Raw genomic sequence first — 21,260 nt, 5'->3', positions numbered from 1 at the left:
CCCGAACGGGCACCGGAAGGGCTTCCAGGCCGGTGCTAGGCTCCGGAAGTTACCAGCCCTTGTGCCGGACCGGTCCGCCGGGGCGGCGCAGCACAGAAAGACACGTAATTGTCGGCTTCCGCCCACTTCTCCATGCCCGCCACAGTTCCCAACCCGGAAAAGGAATCGGAGCCAGGCACCCCGCTGGTCAGGTGGCTGCTGGAACACCGCGTCAACCAGCCGGTCGGCCCCGAAACCGACGAGGGCCACGCCACCCAGCACGCCTGGTGGAAGGTGATGTGCCTTACCGGCGTGGACTACTTCTCTACTCTTTCCTACCTGCCGGGCATTGCGGCCCTGGCTGCCGGCGCCCTCTCGCCGCTGGCGACGTTGCTGATCGTTGCGCTGACCCTGCTGGGCATGTTGCCGATGTACCGCCGGGTTGCCGTCGAGAGCCCCCACGGACAGGGGTCCGTCGCCATGCTGGAGCGGCTGCTGCCATTCTGGCGGGGCAAGATCTTTGTGCTGGTCCTGCTGGGCTTCGTGGCCACCTCGTGGATCATCACCATCACGCTTTCCGCCGCCGACGCCACCGTGCACCTGCTGGAGAACCCGTACCTGCCGCCCGCGCTGGAAGGCCAGGCTGTGCCCATCACCGTGGTGCTGCTGCTGATCCTGGGCGGGGTGTTCCTGCTGGGCTTTTCGGAGGCGGTGGCGGTGGCCATCCCATTGGTGGCCGTCTTCCTGGGCATGAACGCCATCATCATCGGCACCGGGCTGGTGGAGGTTTTCGCCAAGCCTGAGGCGTTTTCTTACTGGCTGTCGGCATTGGAGGCCGACGGCGGCGGGCCGGGCGGCGTGGTGGGCCCGGCTTTGGTCGCGTTCCCCCTGCTGGTCCTGGGCCTGTCCGGCTTCGAAACGGGCGTGAGCATGATGCCGCTCGTGGCAGCCAGGGGGAACACTCCCGAGGAGAAGCTGGAGAACCGCATCCGCAACACGCGCAAGTTCCTCACTGCCGCAGCGGTAATCATGAGCATGTACCTGGTCGGCAGCAGCTTCGTGACCACGGTGCTGATCCCGGCAGAGGAATTCCAGGATGGCGGGGAGGCCAACGGCCGTGCCCTGGCCTACCTCGCTCACGAACACCTGGGCAACGGATTCGGCTCGGTCTATGACATCAGCAGCATCCTGATCCTCTGGTTTGCCGGGGCCTCCGCGATGGCGGGCCTCATCAACATCGTGCCGCGGTACCTGCCTTCGTACGGCATGGCACCGGACTGGTCGCGCGCAGTGCGGCCCCTGGTGCTGGTGTACACCACCGTCAGCATCCTGATCACCGTCGGCTTCCGCGCGGACGTCAACGCACAGGCAGGCGCCTATGCGACCGGGGTCCTGGCCATGATGGTCTCTGCTGCCGTTGCCGTGGCCATCTCCGCCATCCGGAACAAGCGGCGCGGGCAGGCCGTGGGCTTCACCGTTCTGACCCTCGTGATGCTGTACGCCCTGGGCGCCAACGTCATCGAAAAGCCGGACGGCATCACGATTTCCGCATTCTTCATCCTGGGGATCATCGCGGTTTCCTTGGTGTCCCGTGTCAGCCGCACTACCGAACTGCGGGTGCACGGAATCGAGTTCGATGCCGAGGCGCGGCGCTTCGTCAGCGATTCCCTGGCGTTCGACGGACGGCTGAACATCATCGCCAACCGGCCGCAGGCACGGGATGCCGCCGAATACGCCGGGAAGGAACTGGCGCAGCGGGCCAACAACCCCGTACCCGGCACGGCGGACGTGATCTTCCTGGAAATCGATGTCAGCGACCCTTCCGGCTTCAGCGACGTGCTGTGCGTCCGCGGTGTGGAAGTGGACGGGCACCGCGTGCTGCGGGCCGAGAGCCCTGCGGCCCCGAACGCCATCGCTGCCATCCTGCTGGCTTTGCGCGACGCCACGGGGGTCAAACCGCATGTCTATTTTGAATGGTCCGAGGGCAATCCGCTGGCGCACCTTATGCGCTACCTGCTGCTGGGGACGGGAGATACCGCTCCGGTGGTCCGGGAAATCATCCGCGAGAACGAACCCGATCCGGACCGCCGGCCGGGAATCCACGTCGGATGAGGGCCGGTACGGCGGAACTGCTGGCACACCCGGTCCGGGCGGTTCCGGCGGCCTTCCTGCTGGTCATCCTGGCCGGCGCCGGACTGCTGGCACTGCCCGCGGCGCAGACCGGCGCCGGCCCTGAAGACGGACTGGCGCCGCTGTTCACCTCAGTGTCCGCTGTCTGCGTGACCGGTCTGATCACGGTGGACACGGCCATCCACTGGACCCCGCTGGGACAGGGCATCATCCTGGGCCTGATCCAGGTGGGCGGCTTCGGGATCATGACCCTGGCAACCCTCCTGGCGCTCCTGGTGCGCAAGAGCATCGGCCTCCGCGGCCAGCTGGTGGCCCAGTCGGAGACGCACACCCTGAACCTGGGCGACGTCCGCTCCGTCCTGCTCAGCGTCGCCCGGATCATGCTGGCCCTCGAAGGTGCCACGGCCCTGGTGCTCACGCTCCGCTTCTGGCTGGGCGGTTACGATGACAATCCGCTGACGGCACTGTGGCACGGGGTCTTCCATGCGGTCTCGGCCTTTAACAACGCCGGGTTCTCCCTCTATAGCGACAACCTCATGGGGTTCGCCGAGGACCCGTGGATCCTGGTGCCCATCTGCCTGGCGGTCATTGCCGGCGGCTTGGGCTTCCCTGTCATCATCCAGCTCTCCCGCGGTGGAACACCGCCACGTGACTGGACTGTCCACCTGCGGCTCACGGTCTACGGGACGCTTCTGCTCCTGGCCGCCGGCGGGGCCTTCTTCGCCGCCTTCGAGTGGAACCGGGCTGAAACCCTGGGTCCGCTGTCTGTACAAGGGAAGCTCCTGGGTGCCTTCGCCGGCACGGTCTTCCCCCGCACGGCAGGCTTTAATGCCATCGATTACGGGGTGGCCGCGCCGGAGACCCTGATGGTCACCAACATCCTGATGTTCATCGGCGGCGGCAGTGCCGGTACCGCCGGCGGCATCAAAGTCACTACCTTCCTGGTGCTCGGCTTCGCCATCTGGAATGAGGTCCGGGGCCGCGACCAGGTGACCATCGCCCACCGCTCCATCAGCTCTTCCTCGCAGCGCCAGGCGCTTTCGGTGGCGCTGCTGGGTATCGCCGCGGTGATCAGCGGCACCATGCTGCTGCTGCTCTTCACTGACCACGGCCTGGAAAGGGTTCTGTTCGAAGCCATTTCCGCGTTCGGCACGGTTGGGCTGAGTACGGGAATCACGTACGGCCTGCCGCCCTCGGCGCAGTGGGTGCTGATGGCGCTCATGTTCACCGGCCGCATCGGAACCGTGACCGTCGCCTCCGCCCTGGCGCTCTCCGCGCGGCCCCGGCTGTTCAGGCTTCCGGAGGAGCGGCCGATTATCGGCTAGGCCTTTTGGCTGTCCAACGCTTGGGCTTAGCGTGGGACGTGTTAGTGCACCTCGACCGAACAGGAGAAGGACATGACACACCACATCAGCGCAATGCTCGGCTCACACCCGGGAGCCGCAGGAACCCCCGCCGTGGACAAGGAAAAACTCGCCGCCTGCATCGCCGCATGCTTCCAGTGCGCCCAGGCCTGCTCGTCCTGCGCGGACGCCTGCCTGGCCGAGGACATGGTGGCCGAACTCGCCTCCTGCATCCGCACGGACCTGGACTGCGCCGACGTCTGCGCCGCCACCGGGACCGTGCTTAGCCGCCAGACCGGCACCAATGTGGAACTGGTCCGGTCGTTGCTGGAAGCCTGTCGCACCGCGTGCGCGGTCTGTGCCGCCGAATGTGAGCAGCACGCCGGCATGCATGAGCACTGCCGGATCTGCGCCGAAGCCTGCCGCCGGTGCGAAACCGCGTGCTCCGAACTCCTCGAAACGCTCGGCTAGCGGGCACTCAGGCAGGGATACGGGCTGACAGCTTAGCCGTGCTCCACCCAGCAGGCCAGGATGGTGGTGGCCAGCTGGTACGCCAGCGCGTTGCGGGTCACGGCATCCGGGCCCACGGCGGTGGGCAGGCCGGACGCGTCCACGGTCAGCACGAAGCTGTCCTTCTGGAACACGGCCTTGCCGTCGGCGGTTTCGTAGGCTGGGAACCCAAGGTTGGCCAGGCCGCCGATGGGTGTGGCGTCCGAGGCGAGGGCCTGCATGGCGTCGAAGTATTCCAGCGCCGTGGCCTCGTCCCGGGCTTCCTGTACCGAGATGTCCAGGGAGCCCGGCACCGCCGGTGACGCCTGGTCCAGGTGGTACGTGCAGGTGAACGTGCTGTCCGCCCAGTTGTTCACGGTGTGCGGCGCCTTGTCCAGATCCAGGACGGCAATCAGGCGGTCCATAGGCTGGTCACCGCACACCATTTTCGCGGCTTCGCTGGGACCGCCCGCGGCGGCGCGGGCGGGGGCTTTCACGCTTTGGTGGTGGCCGCCGTCGTGCGCGCCGTGGCTCTCCGCACCGTGGCTCTGGCCCGGCTGGCCGGCGGTTCCCGGGCCGGCCGCGGCGGCCGAGCAGCCGGTGAGCAGGACTGCGGACAGGAGGACCGATGCCATCAGGGGCGGGCGGTTGTTCATGGCGGATCCGTTCCGGGGGGTCAGGCCTTGAGTTTGGCGTAGATGACGTAGTTGTCGTCGAAAAGTCCGGTGGCGGGGTCATAGCCGTCACACGTAATGAGGCGCAGTTCGGCGCCGGCCGTGTTGCCGTAGACCTCCAGCGTGGGGAAGCTGTCCTTCCCGTAGAGGGCGCCGCGTTCCACGGTGAACACCGCGGTGCTGCCGTCGGCGCGGGTCACTTTGATGTCCGCGCCGGGCTTGAGGCTGCGCAGGTCCGCGAACACGCCCTTGTTGCCGCCGAGTGCATTCACATGGCCCAGGATGACGGACGGTCCGCGCTCGCCGGGGGTGGGGGAGCCGTCATACCAGCTGGCGGGGGCGCCGTTGCCGGTGTCCTCCGGGACCTCGAGCGACCGGTTCGGGCGCAGCCCCAGATGGATCAGCTCCGTCCGCAGGCCCACCGACGGGATCTCCAGCGCCTTCGGTTTGGACCTGGGGAGGACAGGGCGTACGACGGCGGCCGGAGCCTTTGCTGCCCCCGGTGCCTTGGTCTTGGGCGGGGCCGGTGCAGTGGCCGTCCGGGTGGGCGTGGCCTCCGGTGTGGTGCTGGAGGGTGCGGCCGAGGCGGCAGGCGGGGCGCCGGCGTCGTACGTTCCGTTGCCGGGGGCGCCGCACCCGGTCAACGCGAGGAGCAGGAGAAGCCCGGCCGCCGCGGAAGCGCGGAAGCCCCCGCAGCGGCCGGATTCCATTGGTTTCACCTGTTGTATCCGGCTGACCTAGGCTGCTGCACCGTTGCGGCGGCGGACCACGTAGGTGCCGGCTGCAGCTGCGGCGAGCACCAGGCCGCCGCCCAGTGCGAGGGCGCCGGCGTCGTTGGTTCCCTCGGTGACGCCCGTGTCAGCCCCGCCAACCGGCATGGTCATCTGGCCCGCCTGGAGGGTTCCGCACAGTGCAGGGGAAGTGGCTGCGAGGGGCAGGCTCGGGACGAGGTCTGACTTGGCGGCCTGTGCCTCCTTGCTGAGGGTGGCCGGATCCAGGCCGTGGACCACCACTACTGCCGTGCCGGCCTCAAGCGCCGCCTTGGTCTCTGCGTTCAGTTCGAAGGTGCGGTCCACCGTGTAGCCGGCGCCCTGGCCTGCGACCTTGAGGTCGAGCCCGGCGGCGGGGCTCGTGTCGCCGCTGGTGGAAAGCGTGGTCACGATTTCGCCGTAGCTCGGGTTGCCTTCCGTGGTGGAGATGACGCCGTCGCCGTTGGCGTCGGCACCCGGGGCGGGGCAGATGCCCTTGGCTCCCCCGTGGATGTGCTGGACGTGCGGGTAGGGAGCGTCGTTGAAGGTGGGGGCCAGGCCGGAGACCGTCAGGACCGCGTGGGCCTGGTTGCCGGTGACATCGACGGTGATGGTGCCGGAAGCGGAACTGCCGTTGATCTGGCCCAGCGTGGACTGGTAGTGATCGGACCCGTCATGGGCCATGGCCGGCGAACCGGACAGTGCCAGGGCGCCGAGTGCCAGGGTGGGAACGGCCAGGAAGCGAAGTGCCTTGTTCATCGGAATGCTCTCCTCATACAAGTAACGGTGATGTCCCGAATGGGGACCTGTCCCGGGAAAGGACGGTATCCCCGGAAGAGGGGACACTGGCAGTTCGGAGCGGCTGCGGTGACGGATGGGAAAATTGTGAAACGGGCCACTTTGGGTGCTGCCGGGTGGGACGCAAGCGCGGGCGTCCGCAGGTTCGAGACCCGCCCCGCAGGGGCCGCTCCGGTTGCGGCAGTGTGACCCGCGCCCCATACAATGGGTTGGAGGTGCGCCGGGAAGTCTGGTCGGCAACAGTTTTGTCGAACCCGAAACCAGGAGGACCCTCCATGAATTCAGCGCCGCCCCCCACTCCGCCAAAGGCCGGGTCGACCATCCTCGGACGCGGCAGTTACGCCGAAGCCCTGCGTATCGGCGAGATCCTCCGGAAAGAAACCGTCGGCGGCGCTCTGCTTGTTATCGCTGCGGTGATCGCGCTCGTCTGGGCCAATTCGCCGGCATCGGACTCATACTTTGCGCTCCGCGACTTCAAGGTGGGCTACGAACCCTGGCACCTGGAACTCAGCCTGGGCGCGTGGGCTGCTGACGGGCTGCTGGCCATCTTCTTCTTCCTGGTGGGCCTGGAGCTCAAACGTGAATTCGTGGCCGGGGACCTGCGGCAGATCAACAAGTCGATCGTGCCGGTCGCCGCGGCGGCCGGCGGTGTGGTTGTTCCGGCGCTGATCTACGTGGCCATCAACCTCGGCAGCCCCGGTACCCTGCGCGGCTGGGCCATTCCGACGGCCACGGACATCGCGTTCGCCGTCGCCGTGCTGGCCATCATCGGTTCCCACTTGCCCAGTGCGCTGCGGATCTTCCTGCTCACGCTCGCCGTGGTGGATGACCTGATCGCCATCACCATCATCGCGTTCTTCTACACCAGCGACCTGCACTTCGAACCGCTGCTGCTGGCGCTCATCCCGCTGGGCATCTACACGTTCCTGGCGCAGAAGTACCGGCACTTCTTCGGCCGGAAGGTCTTCGCTGCCTGGCTGATCCTGTTGCCTTTGGGCGTCGTGGTTTGGGCCTTGGTCCACGCTTCCGGCATCCACGCCACAGTGGCCGGCGTGCTGCTCGGCTTCGCGGTCCCCGTGATCAAATCCCGGGCGCTCGGGCCGGAAGGCGGCCCCGGGCTGGCCGAGATTTTTGAACACCGCTTCCGGCCGATCTCCGCCGGCGTGGCCGTGCCGATCTTCGCGTTCTTCTCCGCCGGCGTGGCCGTGGGCGGCTGGGACGGGCTGCTCTCGGCACTGTCGGATCCTGTGGCGCTGGGCATTATCGTGGCGCTGGTCCTGGGCAAGCCGATCGGTATCCTGGGCACCACCTGGATCCTGACCAAGGCCACCAAGGCCCGGCTGGATGACTCCTTCAAGTGGATCGACATCTTCGGTGTCGCACTGCTGGCCGGCATTGGGTTCACTGTCTCGCTCCTGGTGGCTGAACTGAGCTTCGGCCTCGGGAGCCCGCATGACGACCACGCCAAGGTGGGCATCCTCGGCGCGTCCCTGCTCGCCGCGCTGCTGGCCACGACGGTGCTCCGGACCCGCAACCGGCAGTACCGGGCCGAAGAGGAGCGGGAAAAGGTGGACGCGGACCAGGACGGCATCCCGGACGTCTACCAGAAGTAGCCCTTTTCTAGGGCCGGGCGGGGAGGGTCACTTTCCGCCCAATAATCCGGGTCTATTGGGCCGAAGGTGACCCGCGTTGGGGTTACGGGTGGCTAGTGGACGCCCTTGCGGCGGCCGGCGATCGCCTCGGCGGTGCCCACCAGGAGCACGGCGGCAATGACGGCCACGATGAAGCCCAGGAAGTTCAGTTCGAAAATGTCGCCGGTTCCCAGCAGCGACGCCACCACTCCGCCGATTACGGAGCCGGCCAGGCCCAGCAGCAGGGTGGCCAGCAGGCCCAGGTTCTGTTTGCCGGGCTTGATCAGGCGGGCCAGGGCGCCGATCACCAGGCCTGCAACGATGAATCCAATCATGGACTACTCCTTCGGGTCTTCGCCGCACCCACGGGTGCGTCCGCGGCACGGTGCAGCGGCGCTTCCAGTCTATGAATGCTGGGCGCTGCGCGGATGCCGGGCAGCGCCGGAGCACCCGGGGCCTGGCCGCGCCGGGTGCTCCGGGGATCGGGGGTTTCTACTGGTGCGAGTAGGTGAGGCAGTCGGCGTTGTCGGCGCCGGGGCCAACGTGGACCTCGGGTGCCTTGCACATGAGGTGGTCGTTGTGGATGCATTCACTGCGCTGGCAGGCTCCCACGTCGGCGAGGACCTTGGGCAGGCCGCCGTGGGATCCGGTGTCAATGAAGGTGGCGCAGTGGGCATGGTTCTCAGCGCCACCGACGGTGATGGCGGCTGCGTTGCAGTTGGTGTGGTCGTTAAAGGAACAGTTCGTTACGCTGCAGTCAGCGACGTGCGTTGTCATGGAAAGTCCTCCTCCAGGCTGCCCCGGGCGGGCGGCTATCTGTGGGACTACCGTAAACCTGTAACGTCCCATCAAAAAGACCCACTTGTGTTGCGTAATTGCTGGTCACTGCCCTGTAAAACGCCTCTGCATAGGAGTTCAATAGGAGTGTGGGCGGTTATCCGCCCGCACGCCCGGAACGCCCGTGGCGTTCCCCGCGTCAAACAGGAAGGAAGGACCCAATGGAAAAGTGGCATCGTTGGCAGGATTGGGTCAGCGTGGCTGCCGGACTTGTGGCAGCGGCGTCAGTCCTGTGGATGCGGCAGGAAGGCATGTCCACCACCCTGATGCTCGCGTTCGGCGGGCTTCTGGTAGTCAGCGGAATCATCAACCTGGCCATGCCCGGCACGCCGGCCATGGAGTGGGTGCAGGCGGTCCTCGCCGCCGGCCTGATTCTTTCCCCTTGGCTCGGTAGCTACTCAAGCACCGTGGGGGCTGCCTGGACTTCGTGGATCGCAGGTGGTGTGGCCCTGGTTGTGACAGCGGCCGCCATCAAACCGAGCACGGAGCTCCACCACCAATACCGCATGTCCCACTAGGAGACCGTTTCCCGGATGCCCGCCAGGCTACAAACGCCCGGCCCGCACCCGGGAAGCATGGCCGGTTCAGCGTCCTCAGCGGAACGAACCCGGCGAATTTATTATCCCGCCGGATTATTCCATTTGATGCCGGAATCATATTCTCCCATTATTCCTCGTGTGTTCAGGAGGAGTCATTCATCAATTCGCCTTTTCAGGGTGAACTGTTTTTGATTTTCGGCTATCACTTTCGCCCTGACTAGGACTGCGACTCCTTATTAAGCGTAGACTGCCGTTTATCGGGGGAATTGTAGCTTTTGCGCTGGGCAAGGGCTGGGGACTTCCGGGAGGCACCATGGGCGGTATACGCGTGGTTGTCATTGAAGATGATTTGGATATGCGGAACCTGCTCGAGGCGGTACTGCACCAATCCGGCTATGAGGTCTTCACCGCGGTGGACGGCCGCTCGGGACTTGAACTCACCCGCACCGCACAGCCGGACGTGGTCACGGTCGACGCCGGCCTGCCCGATCTGGACGGACTGGAGGTCCTGCGGCAAATCCGCGGGTTCAGTTGCGCCCGCGTGGTGATGCTGACCGGCCGGACCCACCCGGCGGACCAGGAGGCCGCCTTCGAAGCCGGTGCGGCGGACTACATCATCAAACCGTTCCGCCCCCGCGACGTGCGTGCCCGGATCGCCGCCCTGCTGCAGCCTTCGAAGCCCAACGCGGGCGGGCAGCGCGCGTCGGAATGAGCTAAGCCCGCGTGCTGAACCCCTCAGCCAGGTTCTTGGTCCCCTGCACAATGATCTGGTCCTCTTCGTAGAGGACGGTCTGCGCAGTGGTGTGCTGCCAGGTGCCGCCGGGACGCTTCACGGCGACGATGGTGATTCCGTACTGGTCCCGCAGTCCCAGAACGCCGAGCGGACGGTCGCGGGCTTCGGACGGCGGCTGCGTGCGGATCATCACGAAGTCGTCCTCGAACTCCACGTAGTCCAGGATCGCGCCGCGGACCAGGTGCGCCACGCGCTTGCCCATGTCATGCTCGGGCCGGATGACATGCTGCACGCCCAGCTGGCCCAGGATTTCGGCGTGGGGTTCGCTGATGGCCTTGGCCCAGATCTCCGGGTGCTTGAATGTGAGCAGCCGCGAGGTGGTGAGGATGCTGGCTTCGAGGTCCGAGCCGATGCCCACCACCGCCCGGTCGAACTCGTGCACCGAGAGCTGGCGCAGCACCTCTTCGCGGGTGGAGTCGGCACGGACCACGTGGGTGAGCCGGCCGTTGTAGGACTGCACGATTTCCTCATTGGTGTCGATGCCCAGCACTTCGGTGCCCTGTGCCTCGAGCTCCAGGGCAAGCGACCCGCCGAAACGGCCCAGGCCGATCACGGCCACCGAGTCCGTCTGCGCCACGCGCTCGGCTTTGCGGGAGAAGATGTCCTTAGCCAATGAGCGGCCTTTCCTTCGGGTATTCGAACAGTATGGGACGGCTGCGGAGGGCCAGTGCGGTTCCCAGCGTCACGGGGCCAAGGCGGCCGATGAACATCAGCAGGATCAGGACCACCTGTCCCGCTGGCGGCAGCCCGGCCGTGATGCCGGTGGACAGGCCCACGGTGGCGAACGCGGAAACCACCTCGAACAGGATGCGCTCCTGCCCGAAGTCCGTGATCAGCATCAGGAACATGGTTGATGCCACCACCAAGGCGATGGCCAGCAGCACCACGGTGATCGCCTGGCGGTGCACGGCCCTCGAGAGGCGCTTGCCGAAGATGTTCACGGCCGTGCCTCCGCGCAGTTCCGTGGACAGGATGAAGAACAGGACCGCGAACGTGGTGACCTTCAGGCCGCCGGCGGTTCCGGCGGGGCCGCCGCCGATGAACATGAGGATGTCCATGCCCATCCAGGAGACGGGGTGCATCTGCGAAATGTCGATGCTGTTAAAGCCCGCGGTTCGCGTGATAACGGACTGGAAGAACCCGTTCAGCACCCGGTCGCCGGGGGACAGGGCAGCCATCGTGGCCGTGTTGGTCCACTCCGCGGCGGTGAGGAACAGGGTACCGCCGGCCAGGAGCGTGGCGCTGCCGGCAAGGACGAGCTTGGTGTTCATGCTCCAGTGGATAGGGCGGCGGTACCGGCGGCGAAGTTCGAACAGCACAGGGAAGCCCAGGCCGCCGATGATCACCGCGGCCGCGATGGGCAGCAGTACCAACGGATCGGAGGCGAACCCCACCAGGCTGTCTGAGTACAGGGCAAAACCGGCGTTGTTGAACGCGGAAATCGAGTGGAACGCGCCAAACCAGATCGCCTCGCCGGCCGGGTAGTCGTACGCCATCGCGAAATGCACGGCCAGCACGGTCGCAAGGATGACCTCGACGGTCACGGTGATCTTCAGGACCCCGAACAGCACAGACCGGACATCCCCGAACCCCGTGCTTTTGGTTTCTGCAGCCGCCAGCATCCGGGACCGCAGCCCGAGTTTCCGGGCCATCAGCACCCCCAGCAAAGTACTGAAGGACATCACGCCGAACCCTCCCACCTGAATCAGCGCGAGGATCACAGCCTGCCCGAATCCGCTCCAGAATACGGGCGTATCAACGGTGACCAGCCCGGTTACGCACACAGCGGATGTGGCGGTGAAGAGTGCTTCGAGGAATGACGCGCCACCCGCGCCCGGCGTGGCCACCGGCAGCATCAGCAGCCCCGTGCCCACCAGAATGGCCAGCAGGAATCCGGTAACGATTACCTGGGCGGGATGCCTCGGCACCAGCAGCTCGCCCGCTCTGCGAAGCATCGCCACTAGCCTGCCCGCGAAAGATGCGGAGGAACGCCCGACGTCGGTCAGAACCTTTCGCGGCTTCCTCTTCTTCGGGCGCTGCGGGGTGGGGCCTCGCTGGTAGGCCTTGAGATGCATAGGCGTCACGGTATCACCGGCGGCCGTCGGAACCCATTTCGACGTACGCGGCTATCGCTTGGGCAGCAGTTCGACGGCGGAGGCGTTCTGGACGTCTGGCGTTACGGCCGGATCTGCGGCGGGGCGGCTCGCACCCGGACGGTACCGGTAGGTGATGTTCTCATCCCGCACGATGAAGGTTTCCACGCCGCTGCGGTTCCAATGCAGGACCAGCAGGCCGTAGCGCTCGGCCAGCTTGGCCAGGGTTGCGAACGTGGTGACGTCGATGACCGGATGCCCTTGGGGCGTCGTCATCGGATGGACGTGGACTAGGAGGTTCGCATAACGGCGGAGAATGGCGGTGGCTTCGTCCACAGGGGCACTCCGGTGTGCCAGGAGGAGGACAGCCGCGCCTGTGACGACGCCGGCGAGCACCAACAGGGCGGACAGTATCCGGGCCGTTTCAGCGGTGATCCTCCAGGAGTTGAAACCGATGGTCCTCGGTGCCATCACTGTCTGCTGGTTGGTGGAGCTGTCGGTGACAGTGAGCGCTTCTTCTCCGCCAACCATGGCCAGCTGGAGCGGAGCCAGGGTGAGCTTGAGCTCGGGATTGAATTCAGCGCCGGACTCGGTGGCGACTTTCGGCACTACGGTGAGCGCGACGGGCGCTGCGGGCAGCCCGGTGGCCGCCGCGGCGGCGTCGGCTTTGGCTTGGAGGGCTTCCAGGTCCAGGGTCACTTTGCCGTCATAGGCTCTGCCGCTGAAGGTTTGTGGTTCTGCCAGCGGGACCGTTGACCGCCAGCCACTGGGCGACGACAGCTCTGCATCGACGGCCACGGTTCCGGGCTCACCTTCGTAGGTGAAATCCACCTGCACGGTGTCGGCAAGCTTGCGGAAGACCGGGGCCGGGGAAACGGCGGTGGTGCCGTCGTACGCGGCGCTCCGGCCGACGTCGGCGGTGTAGGAGAATTTCATGCTCGTGCCGCTTTGTACGGCGGCGGAGGAGGATTCCTCCAGTGGGCCCGCCCAGGCGGCGACTCCCAGTGACGCGCCCAGGACTGCCACCAGGGCGGCGCCGCCTGCTGCGAGCCGGAGCGATGGGGAGAGGTTGCTGATCGCCAGGCCGGCGGCCGGCAAAGGCTTGGCGCGGCGGTCGCTGAGGTGGCGTGACACTGTGGCTCTCCTGTTTCTGCGTTTTTTACGGGTAGCGGCGGCTGTTCCACCGCTGGCGACGAGGGCGAAGGCAATCAGGCCAAGGACGGGAGGGCTGGTCAGGCGGTCGAGCCAGAGTCCGCCCTGGGGTACCTGGAACGCCAGTTTGCCGATGAGATGACTTTCAGCGGGTTGCTCGGGATCGAGCCAGGAGTTGTTGTCCCCCTTGAGGCTGTAGTGCGCATCCTCGATCCCGACGATGCGGTGCATCACGGTCGTGCCCAAGAGTTCGCTCCGGTAGGCGACGACGTCTCCTGTGCTGTAGGTGCCAGCCGGTCGCAGCACCGCGAGGTCCCCGGCCTTGAAGGATGGTTCCATGCTGTTCCCGTACGTGCTGACATAAGTTGTCTGCCCGCCGAGGGAAGACGGCAGGAGCCAAAAACCAGCCAGGACGATTACTGCTATCGCCACCGCCCAGCGCACCTGCCGCATTACATGTCCCATCGTTGCTGTCGTTTGGAAGAAGGTCTGAGGTTCGGCCGCGCCCGTGGTGGGAGCGGCCGAACCTCAGCGCGTCAGGAACTAGCTGACGACGACGCCCGTGGAGGTCAGTCCGGCGGTGGACTGGGTCTGGGTGCAGGTGTAGGTGGTCGTGTTGGCGGTTGCATCTACGGTGCCGGTGCCACATGCGAAGGATGTGCCACCGTTGTAGTTCATCTTCACGGTAGACGAGCTCGTATCACCGGCCAGGACGAGCGTTGCTGAGTTGATGGTGTCGCCCGCACCGTTGAGGTTGTACTGAAGCGAGTTGACGGTGGCGCCCGTGACGCTGGTGGTCGCGTAACCCGTGAGGGGAGCCATGGAGCCCTCGGCGAAAGTGTTGCCCGCGGTGAAGGCGGAGCCTGCAGCAACTGCGAGGCCGGCGACGGACAGGGCGGTGACGATCTTTGCGGCTTTGCGCATGGTGATTTGTTCTCTTTCGGTTTGGTGGTGGCCCGGCTGACCTTGGATGGCCCCGTGGCTTTGCGTCCCCGGCTTACGGCGGGTTTGCCTTTATCAATCAACCGGCCCGCAGAAGAAGGATCTTGCGTTTGCTCGGTCCGATAAATCGAAGTTAGCAAGCAGATTTGGCGCAATTCCGGGATCTGGGAGGATCCTGCGGAAAGCTTCAGGCGATTAAATCCAACGGTGGGATTTATTGAGGAAAACCTGCGTTAGCGTCGCGGAACCGCGTGAGCATGAGCCGCACCTGCTCAAGACGGCGGATGAACAGCGTCCGGTTAGGTAGCAAGGCTGGATGGCAGATCCGCTTCCGGACCGGCCTCGCCGCCCATGGCGGCCACCAGCCGCTCCCTGGCGCGGCCCAGGTGCTCGTCCAACAGGCGTGCGGCGTCTTCCCCGCGCCCGGCCTCGATCAGTTCAAGGAGCCTTTGGTGTTCGGCCTGGATGAGGGCAGTGTCCAGAAGGTGCAGTGACTGCACCCGGGACATGCAGAGGCGGACCTCCGCCACCAGGGACGAATACATCTTGCTGACCCGTTCGTTGCCCACGGCGTCGATCAGGCTGGTGTGGAAGCGCATGTCCGGCTCCACCACGTCCAGCGGCGCTCCGGTGGTTAGTGCGGCTATGTCCTGGTTGGCTTGCACCGCGCCGGCGGGAACGGTCCGCCCGGCTGCCAGCCTGCGGAGCACTTCGCTCTCAAGGTAGGCCCGCGCCAGGTAGATGTCGCGCACCGACTCAGGCCCAAGGTCAACCACGCGGGCAGTCTTATGCGCCCCGCGGGCCAGCAGTCCCTCCGAGACGAGTTTTTCGATGGCCGCCTTTGCGGTGGGCCGGGCAACCTCGTAGGAGGCCGCTACGTCCGTTTCAGTAAGCGCGTGCGAGGATTCGAGATCGCCGGAGAAGATCCGCAGCCGCAGGTCCGAAGCCACTGCTTCAACGATCGAGACGGCTGATACCCGGCCTGCCACGGTTCTCCGTTCCTTGCTTGTGTATGTCCTGGTGCCAATCTTGCCAGACAAGCGCGCACAACTATTGACCTACATGTGTACTTGTTAGACAATCGATCCATCATCACGTCGATGTGATGGCCCACACAACTGGAGTCTTATGTTTCAGCAAATCCTCGATCCAATAGCAGGCTCGCTCCTGCTCTCGGCCCTCTGTGCTGCACTTCCGCTGGCCCTGCTTTTTATCCTGCTGGGTGTTTTCCGGGTCAAGGCGCCCAAAGCCGCCATTGCCAGCCTGGTCCTCTCCCTGGCCCTGGCCGTCATCGGCTGGCGGATGCCGCTGGACCAGGCGCTGAGCGCCACGGCCGCAGGCATCTTCTACGGCCTGTTTCCCATTCTCTGGATCCTGGTCAACGCGCTGTGGATCTATAAGCTCACGGTGGCTACGCCCTGGTTCGAAGTCCTGGGCCGGACCATCCGCTCCATCTCCAACGACCTGCGAATCCTCGCCATCCTCATTGCCTTCTGCTTCGGCGCGCTCCTTGAGTCCCTTGCCGGATTCGGCGCCCCTGTGGCAATCTCCGCTGCCATGCTGATGGCCGCCGGCATGAAGCCGCTCAAGTCCGCGATCGTTTCCCTGCTGGCCAACACCGCTCCGGTGGCGTTCGGCGCCATGGCCGCCCCGATCATCGCCCTGAACGGCGTCACCGGGCTGCCCCTGCAGGACCTGTCCTCGATGGCAGGCCGCCAGACGCCGTTCATCGCCCTTATCGTTCCGTTGCTGCTGGTCTTCATCGTGGACGGCAAGCGGGGCGTGAAGCAGACCTGGCCCGTTGCCCTCGTAGCGGGCGCAGCCTTTGGCGCCTCACAGTTTGTCACCTCCAACTACCTCGCCGTGGAGCTCACCGACGTGGTTGCCGCCGTGGTCACGGTCGCCGCGGTGCTGCTGATGCTCAAGGTGTGGCAGCCCGCCGAGACCGTGGGCGTGGGCGGTTCCGCTCAGACCGCTGACGTTCCGGCCATGGTGCCGCCCGGCGGTACCCTTTCCGGGGCGGGAGCGGCAGCGGAAAGCACGACGGCGGCCGGCCGCCCCCGCCGATCGGCGGCGGGCACTGACGCAGCCGGCATCCCCACGGACAACACCCGGCCCGAGCCACGGCAGATCTGGTTCGCCATAGCCCCCTACCTCATCATCATCGCGGTGTTCTCCATCGCGCAGATCCCGGCCATTAAGGCCTGGCTGGGCCAGGTTGGCAGCGTGACCTTCGCATGGCCCGGCCTGCACATCGAGGACTCGGCCGGCAAGGCCGTGGCAGCGACCAAGTTCAAGCTGGACCACTTCAAGTCCACCGGAACCCTGCTGCTGCTGTCCGGCGTGCTCACCATGGTGCTGTACAAGATCAGCGCGTCGCAGGGTCTGCGCATCTACCGGGAGACCCTGGTGCAGCTCCGCTGGACCATCGTCACCGTGACTGCGGTGCTGGGCCTGTCTTTCGTCATGAACCTCTCTGGCCAAACCACCACGCTGGGCTTCGCCCTGGCCTCGGCCGGCGGCTTCTTCGCGCTGCTCTCGCCGCTGATCGGCTGGATCGGCGTCGCCCTCACCGGATCGGACACTTCGTCCAACTCGCTCTTTGGCCAGATGCAGGCCACCGCCGCCGAACAGACCGGTCTTTCGCCTGTGCTGATGGCCGCCTCCAATTCTTCCGCCGGCGTGATGGGCAAGATGCTGTCCCTGCAAAACCTCGCCGTGGCGTCCGCGGCCGTGGGCCTGGACGGCGCGGAAGGAACCCTGTTCCGCAAGCTGATCGGCTGGAGTCTGGCCCTCCTGGCCCTCATCACGGTGCTGATCTTCCTGCAGTCCACCCCGGTGCTGGGCTGGATGGTTCCCTGATGCCCGGACCCGAGCTTGCGGCCTTCCGGCAGGCAGTGGCCGACCCGGGGCAGGTCAAGACCCGCGCCATCGACCTTCACGCCAACGCCCACGACGCCTCCCACTTCCTGCTCATCCCGCAGGCCGTGGCGGTTCCGGCGAACGCGTCGGAAGTGGGCAGCCTGCTCCGTGCCAGCGCGGCGCAGGGCGTCCCCTTGACGCTTCGTTCCGGCGGGACCAGCCTCAGCGGCCAGGCCGTGACCGACGGCGTGCTGGTGGACGTGCGCCGCAACTTCAGGGACGTTGAGGTGCTCGACGGCGGCGCCCGGGTCCGGGTGCAGCCCGGCGTGACCGTTCGGGCACTCAATGCCCGGCTGGCCCCCTATGGGCGGAAGTTCGGCCCCGATCCCGCGAGTGAATCCGCCTGCACCATCGGCGGCGTGGTGGCAAACAACTCGTCGGGAATGAACTGCGGCACCGTGGACAATGCCTACCGCACGCTCGAGTCGCTCACGGTGGTCCTCCCCTCCGGGACCGTTATCGACACCGGCGCCGCGGACGCGGATGCCAGGCTGCGCGCCCTGGAACCGGAGCTGCATGAGGGCCTGGTGCAGCTTGCCGCCCGGCTCCGCGGCAACAGTGGCTCGGTGCAGCGGATCCAGCAGCAGTTCAGCATGAAGAACACCATGGGCTACGGCCTGAACTCCCTGCTGGACTACGACCGGCCGGTGGACATCATGGCCCATCTCATCGTGGGCAGTGAGGGCACCCTGGGTTTCGTGGCCGAGGCCGTGTTCCGCACCATTCCGCGGCTGCCGCACGCTGCCACCGGGCTGCTGGTCTTCCCGGACCTGCAGGCCGCCAACGAGGCGCTGCCGGCTCTGGTGGATACCGGCGCCGCCACCGTGGAGCTCCTGGATGCGCTCTCGCTCAAGGTGGGCCAGACGCTGAAGGGGACTCCCGCCGTCGTACAGGACCTGGCAGTCCACGAGCACGCGGCGCTGCTGGTGGAGTACTCGGCCGGGCAGAAGGACGACCTGGCCGCGCTGCAGCAGGTGGGGGAGCGCACCCTGGCGGGCCTCAACCTGGCAGCACCGGCCCAGTTCACCGGGGACGCCTCCGCCCGGGCGCAGCTGTGGCACCTGCGCAAGGGCCTCTATGCGTCGGTGGCCGGGGCACGGCCGCAGGGCACCACGGCGCTGCTGGAGGACATCGTGGTGCCGGTGCCGGCACTGGCCCGCACCTGCCGGGAACTGATCGGGCTGTTCGGGAAGTACCGGTACGAGAACAGCGTGATCTTCGGCCACGCCAAGGACGGCAACGTCCACTTCATGCTCACCGACGGATTCGCCAGCACGGAGGAACTGGACAGGTACACCGCCTTTACAGAGGACATGGTGGACCTGGTGCTCGGTGAAGGCGGCTCCCTGAAGGCCGAACACGGGACCGGGCGGGTCATGGCCCCCTACGTGCGCCGGCAGTACGGCGACGAACTGTACGGGGTGATGCGGCGGATCAAGGAACTGTTCGATCCCGCCGGAATGCTGAACCCCGGCGTACTCATGGACGACGACCCCGAGGCCCACCTCCGCCACATCAAGACCGCGCCGCCGGTGGCCGAGGAAGTCGACCGGTGCGTTTCCTGCGGATACTGCGAACCGGTGTGCCCCAGTAAGGACCTCACCCTGACGCCGCGGCAGCGCATCGTCACGCTCCGCGCCATCGAGGCCGCCAGGCTGGCCGGGGACGCGGCTCTGGTCAAGCAACTGGAGAAGGACTACGACTACGAGTCCGTGCAGACGTGCGCCGTGGACGGCATGTGCCAGACAGCCTGTCCGGTGGGAATTAACACCGGACTGCTGGTCAAACGGTTCCGGCGCGCGGATGCCGGGCCGGTGGCCAACGGCGCCTGGAACGCCGCCGCCAAGCACTGGGAAGGCGTCACGCGCGGGGCCTCGCTCGCACTGACCGTGGTGGACAAGCTGCCGTCGCCCGCGGTGGTGGCCCCCAACAAGGCCGCCCGAGCGGTGCTGGGCAGGGATACGGTGCCGCTGTACTCGCCGGAGCTGCCCGCCGGCGGGTCCGTGCGGAAGCGCCCGACGCCGGACAACGCGCCTGACGCCGTCTACTTCCCCGCGTGCGTGGGGACGATGTTTGGGCCTGCCTCGGCGGGCGGATCGGGGGCATCCGGGGCCGCCGGTGCCGGCCGCGGGGTGCAGTACAGCTTTGAACAGCTGTGCGAACGGGCAGGCATCACGCTGCTGGTCCCTGAAGGGATCGATTCGCTGTGCTGCGGCACCCCGTGGTCGTCCAAGGGCATGGCGGCCGGGCAGGCCACCATGCAGGAGAAGACCATCGCCGCGCTCCGGGAGGCAACCCGGGACGGGGAACTGGCCATCATCTGCGATGCATCCTCCTGCACGGAGGGGCTGCGCCAGGCGGTCGAGGCGGACGTCCCGCTGGTGGGTCAGCGGCCGCTGCGGATCGTGGACGCCGTGGATTTCGCCGCCGAACGCATCCTGCCCGGACTGCCCGAGTACGCGAAGCTCGAATCGCTGGCGCTGCACCCCACCTGCTCCTCCACACGGATGGGGATCAACGGTTCCCTGGATGCCGTGGCTGGCGCCGTTGCGGAGAAGGTGGACGTCCCCGTGAACTGGGGCTGCTGCGCCTTCGCCGGGGACCGCGGCATGCTCCACCCCGAGCTCACGGCTTCCGCCACCGGCAAACAGGCCGCGGAAGTGGGGGAGCTCGGCGCGCAGGCGCACGCCTCCTGCAACCGCACCTGTGAGCTGGGAATGACCCGGGCAACCGGCGCGGACTACCGGCACGTGCTGGAGTTGCTGGAGGAAGTGACCCGCTGACCGCCTCCCAGCTCCAGTCCGGGCGTAGGGGCCGGCCGACACGCGCATTACCTGGCGCCGCGCCACATGCGGGGCGACGGGTAATTTGCGCGTCATGGCCGGGCTCCTGCGTCGATAACGGCAGAACGCGTACGACGGCGGGGCACGCCTGCTGCGGCCAGCTCGGCTTCCAGCCGCCCGGGTTCCATCAGGACCGCCCAGTCCCACCGCACCACGTTCAGCCCGGTGGCGCGGATCCGGTTCTCGCGGTTCTTCTCCGCCACCACCGCTTGGGAAGTGGTGCGGCCCTTGAGGTACTCGGCCTTCACATACTTCTCCACGCCGTCGAACTCGCCCGCCACCCAGGCCTCTTTCCAGTAAAAGTCCGTGTAGCCCAATGAGCCTTCCGTTGTCCGGACGTTGAATTGCAGGACCGGTGCCTCGAACCCCGCAACATGGATCAGCGCCCGGCTCAACGATTCTCCCGGCGACCCCGAGCGCGGGTCCGCGAACTTGATTGCCGCCCGGATCCTCCGCGCCGCAGCTGCGGAATAGTTCGATTCAATACCCGCTTCCAGCTCGGCTTTGGTGAGGGCCGGCAATGCCCGGGCAATGTCCGGCTTCAGTACATGATCGAGCGGCGCGATGGCTTCGGTAAACGGAAGAAAGGCGCCGAGATCCAGGACGGTGCGACGGCGGCCGGTGACCAGCAGTCCTTCCCGCTGGACTGGATCCACACATCCCAGTGCGGCGAAGTGGCGGCGGACCCCGGCGCGCGACCGCCCGCCGTCGTTCTTGTGGGTGAGGGCCTCGACGGGATGGTGCTGGCCAATTATGGGGATGCCCCACACGCTGGCCGAAGAGCGCCGGGCAAACACCGTGGGATTTTCGAGCGTTTCCGCGGCTGCCTGGACCCGCACCCGGTACTGCTCCCATGGTTTAAGTTCCTGCCACGTCTGCCCGTCCACGTAGACCCCGTGCCGGACCCGGACCAGCTCGCCGGCCCGCACTCGCTTTCCGAGGTCGTTGGCCGTCAGCCCGTGTTCGATCCGTTCGCGGGCCAGCAGGAGTGGGGGAAGGTCTTGCATGGATTCACGGTGGCAGCGCCAGGCCAGCAGCGGGAGGGGGAAGTCCTGCTATGTGGATAACCGGGGCTGTCGGGGGACCGCCATGCCGTGTCAGGGGTGCCGGCGTGTAAGAAAGCGGGGTCCGGGACCGCAGCCGTGGGCATGTTTTCGACGCGCATATTTGGCCTCGACCCGGTCCTGCCCTGGCGCACGTCATATATGGGCCGCGTCCGGGAACATGCGCGTCGATTTCAAAGATGCGCGTCGAAGGGACACCACCAGCCACCCGCCCAACACGCTTGACGCCCCACGCCCCTTCCGCATATCCTGAACGAACGGTCGGTAAATAATTCCGCACGT

General features: G+C 66.6%; 19 protein-coding genes and 1 riboswitch. Of the genes, 8 read left to right on the top strand and 11 right to left on the bottom strand.

Annotated elements, in window-relative coordinates; translation table 11 throughout:
- The first annotated feature begins 132 nt into the window (after positions 1-132).
- From ACIQCM_RS06235 to ACIQCM_RS06225, 3 genes are all read left to right on the top strand, one after another.
- Positions 133-2,091, top strand: coding sequence for an amino acid transporter (locus ACIQCM_RS06235; protein ID WP_400605440.1), 1,959 nt, complete (start codon positions 133-135; stop codon positions 2,089-2,091).
- Positions 2,088-3,434: a TrkH family potassium uptake protein gene (locus tag ACIQCM_RS06230; RefSeq protein ID WP_400604806.1), complete on the top strand. Its 1,347-nt coding sequence runs from the start codon at positions 2,088-2,090 to the stop codon at positions 3,432-3,434. The genes ACIQCM_RS06235 and ACIQCM_RS06230 overlap by 4 nt, the downstream gene beginning before the upstream one ends.
- A gap of 72 nt (positions 3,435-3,506) precedes the next feature.
- Positions 3,507-3,923 (top strand): four-helix bundle copper-binding protein, encoded by a 417-nt coding sequence (locus ACIQCM_RS06225; RefSeq protein ID WP_400604804.1) that lies wholly within the window; start codon positions 3,507-3,509, stop codon positions 3,921-3,923.
- 32 nt (positions 3,924-3,955) lie between these two features.
- On the opposite strand, the gene ACIQCM_RS06220 is transcribed toward ACIQCM_RS06225, so the two are convergent.
- Genes ACIQCM_RS06220 through ACIQCM_RS06210 form a run of 3 tightly spaced genes read right to left on the bottom strand, consistent with a single transcriptional unit; the run spans position 3,956 to position 6,123 of the window.
- Positions 3,956-4,597 carry a hypothetical protein gene (locus tag ACIQCM_RS06220; RefSeq protein ID WP_400604802.1) on the bottom strand — a complete coding sequence of 214 codons (642 nt, stop codon included), beginning with the start codon at positions 4,595-4,597 and terminating at the stop codon, positions 3,956-3,958.
- A gap of 20 nt (positions 4,598-4,617) precedes the next feature.
- Entirely contained in the window at positions 4,618-5,325 is a 708-nt protein-coding gene (locus tag ACIQCM_RS06215) for a sortase domain-bontaining protein (RefSeq protein WP_400604801.1), read from the bottom strand.
- 27 nt (positions 5,326-5,352) lie between these two features.
- A complete protein-coding gene (locus ACIQCM_RS06210) occupies positions 5,353-6,123 on the bottom strand; it encodes a hypothetical protein (protein ID WP_400604799.1) in 771 nt (256 codons plus the stop codon).
- A gap of 314 nt (positions 6,124-6,437) precedes the next feature.
- Here ACIQCM_RS06210 and nhaA point away from each other — a divergent pair, with 314 nt between their 5' ends.
- Positions 6,438-7,775: a Na+/H+ antiporter NhaA gene (gene nhaA / locus ACIQCM_RS06205; RefSeq protein ID WP_400604797.1), complete on the top strand. Its 1,338-nt coding sequence runs from the start codon at positions 6,438-6,440 to the stop codon at positions 7,773-7,775.
- A 92-nt stretch (positions 7,776-7,867) separates the two neighbouring features.
- Here the strand turns inward: nhaA and ACIQCM_RS06200 are convergent, their stop codons facing one another.
- Both ACIQCM_RS06200 and ACIQCM_RS06195 read right to left on the bottom strand, forming a co-directional pair.
- Complete coding sequence (locus ACIQCM_RS06200) at positions 7,868-8,128, bottom strand: GlsB/YeaQ/YmgE family stress response membrane protein (RefSeq protein ID WP_400604796.1); 261 nt, start codon at positions 8,126-8,128, stop codon at positions 7,868-7,870.
- Between the two features lie 157 nt (positions 8,129-8,285).
- Positions 8,286-8,570 (bottom strand): DUF1540 domain-containing protein, encoded by a 285-nt coding sequence (locus tag ACIQCM_RS06195; RefSeq protein ID WP_400604794.1) that lies wholly within the window; start codon positions 8,568-8,570, stop codon positions 8,286-8,288.
- A gap of 221 nt (positions 8,571-8,791) precedes the next feature.
- Between ACIQCM_RS06195 and ACIQCM_RS06190 the strand changes: the two genes are divergently transcribed.
- Entirely contained in the window at positions 8,792-9,148 is a 357-nt protein-coding gene (locus tag ACIQCM_RS06190) for an SPW repeat protein (protein WP_400604793.1), read from the top strand.
- 334 nt (positions 9,149-9,482) lie between these two features.
- On the top strand, positions 9,483-9,881 hold the full coding sequence (locus ACIQCM_RS06185) for a response regulator transcription factor (protein ID WP_400604792.1): 399 nt from the start codon (positions 9,483-9,485) through the stop codon (positions 9,879-9,881).
- 1 nt (position 9,882) lies between these two features.
- Here the strand turns inward: ACIQCM_RS06185 and ACIQCM_RS06180 are convergent, their stop codons facing one another.
- The 5 genes from ACIQCM_RS06180 to ACIQCM_RS06160 form a co-directional block, all read right to left on the bottom strand.
- Positions 9,883-10,575 (bottom strand): potassium channel family protein, encoded by a 693-nt coding sequence (locus ACIQCM_RS06180; RefSeq protein WP_400604790.1) that lies wholly within the window; start codon positions 10,573-10,575, stop codon positions 9,883-9,885.
- Positions 10,568-11,917 carry a TrkH family potassium uptake protein gene (locus ACIQCM_RS06175; protein ID WP_400604788.1) on the bottom strand — a complete coding sequence of 450 codons (1,350 nt, stop codon included), beginning with the start codon at positions 11,915-11,917 and terminating at the stop codon, positions 10,568-10,570. Before ACIQCM_RS06175 ends, ACIQCM_RS06180 begins: the two co-directional genes overlap by 8 nt.
- A gap of 171 nt (positions 11,918-12,088) precedes the next feature.
- Entirely contained in the window at positions 12,089-13,660 is a 1,572-nt protein-coding gene (locus tag ACIQCM_RS06170; protein ID WP_400604786.1) for a signal peptidase I, read from the bottom strand.
- 90 nt (positions 13,661-13,750) lie between these two features.
- Positions 13,751-14,131, bottom strand: coding sequence for a hypothetical protein (locus ACIQCM_RS06165; RefSeq protein WP_400604784.1), 381 nt, complete (start codon positions 14,129-14,131; stop codon positions 13,751-13,753).
- Between the two features lie 23 nt (positions 14,132-14,154).
- A riboswitch (cyclic di-GMP riboswitch) is annotated at positions 14,155-14,230 on the bottom strand.
- 218 nt (positions 14,231-14,448) lie between these two features.
- Positions 14,449-15,138, bottom strand: a complete 690-nt coding sequence (locus tag ACIQCM_RS06160; protein ID WP_400604782.1) for a GntR family transcriptional regulator — start codon at positions 15,136-15,138, stop codon at positions 14,449-14,451.
- A 139-nt stretch (positions 15,139-15,277) separates the two neighbouring features.
- Between ACIQCM_RS06160 and ACIQCM_RS06155 the strand changes: the two genes are divergently transcribed.
- Entirely contained in the window at positions 15,278-17,011 is a 1,734-nt protein-coding gene (locus tag ACIQCM_RS06155; RefSeq protein ID WP_400604781.1) for an L-lactate permease, read from the top strand.
- Positions 17,011-19,854 carry an FAD-binding and (Fe-S)-binding domain-containing protein gene (locus ACIQCM_RS06150; protein ID WP_400604780.1) on the top strand — a complete coding sequence of 948 codons (2,844 nt, stop codon included), beginning with the start codon at positions 17,011-17,013 and terminating at the stop codon, positions 19,852-19,854. The genes ACIQCM_RS06155 and ACIQCM_RS06150 overlap by 1 nt, the downstream gene beginning before the upstream one ends.
- A gap of 92 nt (positions 19,855-19,946) precedes the next feature.
- Here the strand turns inward: ACIQCM_RS06150 and ACIQCM_RS06145 are convergent, their stop codons facing one another.
- Positions 19,947-20,921, bottom strand: a complete 975-nt coding sequence (locus tag ACIQCM_RS06145; protein WP_400604778.1) for a type IV toxin-antitoxin system AbiEi family antitoxin domain-containing protein — start codon at positions 20,919-20,921, stop codon at positions 19,947-19,949.
- Between the last annotated feature and the right edge of the window lie 339 nt (positions 20,922-21,260).

Origin of the sequence: Pseudarthrobacter sp. NPDC092439 (assembly GCF_044754945.1) — a bacterium.
Classification (GTDB): domain Bacteria; phylum Actinomycetota; class Actinomycetes; order Actinomycetales; family Micrococcaceae; genus Arthrobacter.
This window is presented reverse-complemented; position numbering and strand designations above follow the sequence as displayed.